Genomic DNA, 6,721 nt, shown 5'->3' on the forward strand with positions numbered 1-6,721 from the left:
GGGGTATTGCGCCCATTTCAGCGAAAAGTCCAAACCTTGGTTGTAGACCTTGAAATACAAGGCCTACAAAGGAGTGGTATATTTTTTAATTCAATAATTTATCAAGCCGCTATATCTAATTTCTCTTCTTCAGCTAATGGATCCAAGTTTTCAAGTAGCCTTTCTAGGACGATGTTATTCTTTTTTAGGCCAAAGATATAATGACCCGCAAGTTGGATATGCCGCCAAGCGACTGGCGAAAGATTTGCGATCATATTTACAACTTCCTGGTTGTTATCTTGTTCAAACTTTTCAACCAGACTGGAGAGTAATGCTGAATTATAGTAAATGATGCAATTGGCTATGATCCGGGCGCAATCATTCCATTGCTCTATCTGGTAATCGTCACCGCCTCTAAACTGATTACCATTGATTGACGCAATGGCTCGCCTCAGTTGATGATACGCTTCACCACGGTTAAGAGCTTGCTGTACAAACTGGCGCAACGTTTTATCATCTACATAATCAAGCATAAACAGGCATTTTATCAATCGGTCATATTCATGAAGCGCAGCTAAAGTACGATTATTCTTTCTATTATTGGATAACTTTTTAATGATGGTTGCCTGTGTCGCTGTTTTACGGCTTAGAGAGCAGATGATCCACTGGATGTTTTCCCACTCTTTTTCGATAAGCGCCGTATTGATCGGCTTTTGAAGTTTAAGTGTTAATTCTTCACCATATTCAATCTCAAACAAATCGTTAAATGCATTTTTAAACTTGGCGTAACGAGGGGCGAATTGGTATCCAAACAGATCTAGGATAGCGAAGTTCACATTGTTTACACCGTGCGTATCAGTGGCCAACGTTTTTGGCTGAATATCGCTGGCGTTATTGTAGAGCAGATCAAATGCGTGATGCGCTTCATATTCATTGGCTGAGATCACTTTTGTACTAACTGGAACATGGTTAGACACCAGGGTAAGCGCGGATACGCCCTTACCTTTTCTGAAATATTTCGCAGAATAGCGCGCCCGGAAGGTATTGATCCGGCAGGCATGCTTTTGTCCGTCGATACTGCCGAAAGGCGCATTTTCATTGATTGTGTAGTACTTGAATATAGGTAAGGTTGCTAAGGCATCCGATATGATATCATTCGCATCACTGGTGGTTTCCGGACGTATGTAACCGTCGTTTACCCCTCTTAATATACCCAAAGCGCGATCTGATATCGATGACATATGGTGTAGCCCATAGTTTGAGCCATTACCAAATATACAAGCCAATAAATCCTCTTCTTCGGCCTTAATTCCGTGCTTTTTGGCGGCTGCATTTTTAAACGCATTCAGGTATCCAGTTTTTTGATTAACATAATCCATGATTTCTATGATCCCCATATGCTGAAGCTGGTTGTAAACCGGGTTATCAAGGTCATCTTTCCAACGTTTATTCGCCAATTTCCAGGTAAGCTGATTGGCGCGAGGCTGGCGTTTTACAAAATCATTGGCATCGTCATTGATATTACCACCCACATGTTGCATTTTTTGGTAAAGCTTTTGTGTTAACTCTGATAACGTTTGACCAATGGGCGTGATTAACCTAGTCAATCCAGTTTTCTGAATAATCAGTTCGCTCTGCGCCCATTCAGAAACAGGGATCAGATCATCTTCCAAACGCTTATTGTTTGCACTTTCAGTCACAAAGATACTGTTATTTTTGAGCATCCTTGCAACTTTCTGATACAAATAATATTCAAACCGTTTAGTGTTAACCTGCTCGTCCTCCACAAGATGGCGCCGGTCTTGTTTAAGAAACAACCTTTGATCAACTGTGAAAATATGTTTATCTTTTTGAAGTTCTGACTTTGCCGTCACTAGCTGAGAAGCCAGCGCTTGTTGCCTAGGTTCACATTCAATATCTATGGCCAGGAACAGTGACCGCATGCTATTGGCTATTTTTCTATATTGAGTATCGATATATTGCCATTCATATTGGGCTTTATCGAAATTGTTCTTGTTGAGGTACTGGCTTATTAGCTGAATTTCATCTTTGGGTATCAGTTCAAAAGCATCTTGCCGAATATCCCCGAACTCGGTTTGATCACTCACGGTATCATCAACAAAAAAGCGAAGAATATTGCCAGCATGTTTAAGCTTTTCCCTAATGACTTCCAGCTCTTCTGCTATGCGTTGTTTGGCAGCGACAGTGGCTGCTTCTCTTTGTTTTCTCGCTACGTTCTTAAAAGCTGTTACCAATTTATCATTGGTTTCCTGGTAGCGAAAAAACAGGTAACAGGCCATATATAGCATGCCTTGCCATTTGGGAAAACGTCTGATTTTGTATATCGATTGATGTTGAATGATAGAGGCGTAGTAACTCAGGTTTCCTTGCGATAATCTAAGCTGGCTAATGAGCCGTTTTACATCCTGATAAACACTTTTAATGGTATTATGAGTTTCAATTTCACGGGCAAGTTCTGATGGAGTAAAGTCTTTGGCAGAACCTTTATGGACAGATAAGCTGTTTAACATTCCCTTGGTATGCAATATCTTTTCTAACTGCTTTTGTGTGGTATCGGACATGTTGTTTGAAAGGATGGATTCAGTGCGTTCTCTTTCATTGGCCAAAACGGTTGTGATAATGTTCTGTAGGGTGGAATAACCAATTAGGCCTATTCGTTGCTGACCGAAAAACGTCAGGCATTCATCGAAAATATACTTGGGATAGGTACATATCGTGGCTACATCCTGTAACCGTGCCATTAAATCTTGTCGTTGGGGTTTGGAGAAACGCTCAAAACCAAGTATTTCGTACATCTTTAATACCAAGGCCGCCCGTGTGCTTTTGGCTATAAGTGGATATTTGGGTTTCTTGTTTGGGAAATGCGTTGCGTAAATATAGTCAACATCTTGTTTGACATCGCGTAATTTAAATTTTGGCACCACCGGCTTTGCTCTGAAGTAGCCAATTAATAGGATCAGGTAGATCCGGGTTTCAATTTTTCCCATTTTTGCCAGAATTTTCTGAATACTGGGATCTAAGGAAAAATACTCTTCGCGTTCAGCCTGGCTAAACATAGGGAGAGCATACAGCTCATGAATTTCTTGATCTGTCAGTATCTGAATTCGGCTTGGTTTTACATCTGTCATTATGATTATGTCGATTAAATACAAAATAATCGACATAATAGTGTGTCATGTCGATGCAATCGACATATAATCTGTTCATGTTGAAAAAAAATAGAAATTTAAACATGTCTTGGTCAGCTAAACTGCCTTTTAACGATTTACCAATGCTTCCTCCAGACAGCAACATTCTTGATGATGTATCCATATTAAAAGCTTGTATTCCAGCCAGAGCCGCGATTGCTGAGCTAAAGCAAGCTGGAGAATTACTGCCCAACCAAGGGTTATTAATCAATTTACTCCCCTTACTGGAAGCAAAAGACAGCTCTGAAATAGAAAATATAGTCACTACTTCTGACAAACTATTTCAGTATGCCCAGGAAGACACTCAGGCTGATCATGCTACCAAAGAAGCACTACGTTACAGAACGGCCTTACATCAGGGTTATTTACAACTAAAAGAGCGACCTCTTAATACCAATACCGCTGTAGAAATTTGCAGCACCTTAAAATCTGTGAATATGGATATTAGGAGGGTGCCCGGAACCGTGTTAAGCAACAGTGTCACTGGGGATATCATATATACACCGCCTACCGGAGAGGATGTGATTCGAGGGTTATTGGGTAACTGGGAGACGTTTATTCATAATGAGGATGATATCGATCCACTGATAAAAATGGCGGCGGCTCATTACCAGTTTGAAGCGATCCATCCCTTTACGGATGGCAATGGCAGAACGGGACGTATTCTGAATATCCTTTACCTGATCGAACAAGGCCTGCTAAGCCTGCCTATTTTGTATTTAAGCCGTTACATTGTGCAAAAAAAGCAAGACTATTATCAACTCTTATTGAATGTCACCAAAAATCAGGAGTGGAAAAGTTGGATCTGTTTTATGCTTAACGCCGTGGCCGAAACCGCGCAATGGACGACTCACAAAATTGCCGCTGCTCGCCAGCTTATAGAGCATACAACCGAGTTTGTACGTGATTCTTTGCCTAAGATATACAGCTATGAATTGATCCAGCTTATTTTTGAGCAACCTTATTGTAGGATCAGTAATCTGGTTGATACGGGGCTTGCTAAAAGACAAACAGCCTCTGTTTATCTCAAGCAACTCTGTGACATAGGTGTACTACAGGAAACACAGTCAGGTAAAGAAAAGCTGTTCGTTCATCCAAAACTGATCCAGTTGATGACGAAAGACAGTAATCAATTTAAAGAGTATGGAGCGATTTCTGTGTAATATCGATTCAGGTGGTGTAATCATACTGATTGGCGGAGATCAGGTTTTTTATCAGTCAACGCTTACAGCTATCCTTAGCCATCAATTCATGAATTGATGGCATTTTATCGGTCTCATTTTGAATCAAAGTTTTAGAATACAAGATCGAAGTCTCGTAGAAAGAACTACATACTATTTCTTTATTATCTTCGTACCAATGGGTAATTTCTGGCAGTAGTTTTTTTGAAACAGGGTGCTTTGCATACGGGTTATGAAAAACTTCTATTTCAGCGCACCAAGGCTCATAACCTTGCGGCCAAAGTGACCTATATTCACTGCTAGATATATCCAGACAAAATGGGATACCTGCTAGAGCGCCTGGCGTGCGATCATAAAACTCGCCAATCCGAATATATCGTAAACCATTTGCATTTGCACCTGCCGACACCCCAACACGATTAAACTTCCCGATTGTACATGCGTTTGTGAATATAATAGCGGATAGTTCACTGTTTTCTTGATTGCAAAATAACCCAGCAGGAAATTGGGATTCACCAAGTAATCTCTTGATTGGCTTAAGTGAAGCGGTACGCTGGCCATTTACTACCTCAACTAAAGGATAAGCTCCATACAAATAACTCATTAATGCCCCTCGACTCCAAGTCATTGATCCTGGAGCATGGAAATCAGCTAAGGCGATAATAAAAGGCTTACCTGAAACATCTGGTTGGTCACAATATTTTTTACCAAGCTTATTCCCTATAGTTTTTGCAAATCTTTCAGCAGCCTCGCCAATTAGTCTTTTTTCCATATTTTTTGGAGGTTTGCTTGGCTCTGCATTCACATGGTTGTATCGCCTTTTAGGGTTCGCGGTTACCGCTTCAACCCAAGCTATGTCACCATGCCGATTTTCAATTAAGAAGTCAGGTGAGATGGATGGTTGAGTGACGAGTAAACCTTGCTCTCGAAAAGTTGCAAGAAGCTGTACCTCCCACATCCGGGTATGAAAATTTGACGTTTGGAAGTCACCGGCCCAATTTGCATCTGGACTAGGGAGTGCTAGATACAGCTGGTTAAGCATCCATGCCGCTATATGATGGGATGGTTTTGTCAAAAGTTTGAATAGATCAGAAACTTGTCGATTTTTAAAATCATATAAGACTGGACGAGGAGCTGTATTAGAAGGTATTGGTTCAGGTGGCTCACCACTCTTTAACAATATACTTAATTTATGTAAGGCTTCATCTAATAATCTGATATCACTATGATCAGCAATTACAGTCCAGACGTTGTCAATTCGACGCCTAGCTACCAGTAAGCCAAAAAATGAGTCTTTTTCATTGCAAGTAACAACTCCGAACGCCAACCCATCATCACTTTGCCAGGTATGAATAGGCAGTGCATTCCCAAAACCATGACCACGAGGAAGTGCAAGTGCATAAACATCGAATAATGACTGGGGAAGCTCTTTCATATTTTTATCCTAAATCGGTCTTAATCTTTAGTATTTTTAAAATTAATCAATTCGGTATCAGGTTATGGCTACTGTTGAATTTTGTTAGTTCGTTAAAAGTGCATCTTAAGTAAACCAAAGGAAAACTGGTTTATTAATTTAATAATAGTATTTAAAATGAACCTCAGATACTAAACCATATAAAATGAACTATGCACACCTTTAGAGTCTACGCTTACCTTCGAGCCTCAACCGATGAACAAGATGCAGAAAGAGCAAAAGAGGGGTTAACTGAATTTGCCCAAGGCAGTGGCCTAAAAATATCCACTTGGTTCATAGAAAATGAATCTGGAGCAAAATTGCATCGGCCAGAACTGTTTAGGCTGCTCGATATTGCACAACCAGAGGATGTATTACTGGTAGAGCAAGTTGATCGGATCAGCCGGTTAAATACTGTAGATTGGGAAACGCTAAAATCAATAATCAAGGATAAGAAAATTCGTATAGTGGCTCTGGATCTACCAACTAGCCATCAATTGATGACTACAAACGACGAGTTTACCAATAGAATGCTCGGCGCATTAAATGACATGATGCTCGATATGTTGGCGGCGATTGCTCGAAAAGATTATGAGGACAGGCGAAGACGACAATTTCAGGGGATCCAAAAAGCAAAAAAGAATGGAAAATACAAAGGTAGGCCAGACGATATTGAGCTTCAGGATAAAATAGCTGAACTGCTCGAAAACGACAAAACTTACAATCAGATCCAGCACTACCTTGGCTGCTCAAGGGCAACCATAGCTAAAGTCTCCAAGAAAATTAAGACTCATGGCTTAAATTAAGGGCTTTATTAATATAGGGGGGCTTCGAATGCCTTGTGGAATGAGGCTTACAGAGCCACTTTGGACTTTTCGCTGAAATGGGCGCAAAACCCC

Annotated in this window: 4 protein-coding genes; 2 read left to right on the forward strand and 2 right to left on the reverse strand. The window is 40.6% G+C overall.

The window, feature by feature from the left end:
- Window positions 1–101: 101 nt before the first annotated feature.
- Window positions 102–3,128, reverse strand: coding sequence for a Tn3 family transposase (locus tag Q0791_RS23955; RefSeq protein WP_299011782.1), 3,027 nt, complete (start codon window positions 3,126–3,128; stop codon window positions 102–104).
- Window positions 3,129–3,232: 104 nt separating this feature from the next.
- On the opposite strand from Q0791_RS23955, the gene fic reads away from it, so the two are divergent.
- Window positions 3,233–4,351 carry a protein adenylyltransferase Fic gene (gene fic, locus Q0791_RS23960; RefSeq protein WP_299011783.1) on the forward strand — a complete coding sequence of 373 codons (1,119 nt, stop codon included), beginning with the start codon at window positions 3,233–3,235 and terminating at the stop codon, window positions 4,349–4,351.
- Window positions 4,352–4,406: 55 nt separating this feature from the next.
- Here fic and Q0791_RS23965 read toward each other — a convergent pair whose 3' ends face one another.
- Window positions 4,407–5,804 (reverse strand): hypothetical protein, encoded by a 1,398-nt coding sequence (locus tag Q0791_RS23965; RefSeq protein ID WP_299011784.1) that lies wholly within the window; start codon window positions 5,802–5,804, stop codon window positions 4,407–4,409.
- 191 nt (window positions 5,805–5,995) lie between these two features.
- On the opposite strand from Q0791_RS23965, the gene Q0791_RS23970 reads away from it, so the two are divergent.
- Window positions 5,996–6,628, forward strand: a complete 633-nt coding sequence (locus Q0791_RS23970; protein WP_299011785.1) for a recombinase family protein — start codon at window positions 5,996–5,998, stop codon at window positions 6,626–6,628.
- Window positions 6,629–6,721: the final 93 nt, after the last annotated feature.

It is taken from the genome of uncultured Shewanella sp., assembly GCF_947495455.1.
Classification (GTDB): domain Bacteria; phylum Pseudomonadota; class Gammaproteobacteria; order Enterobacterales; family Shewanellaceae; genus Shewanella.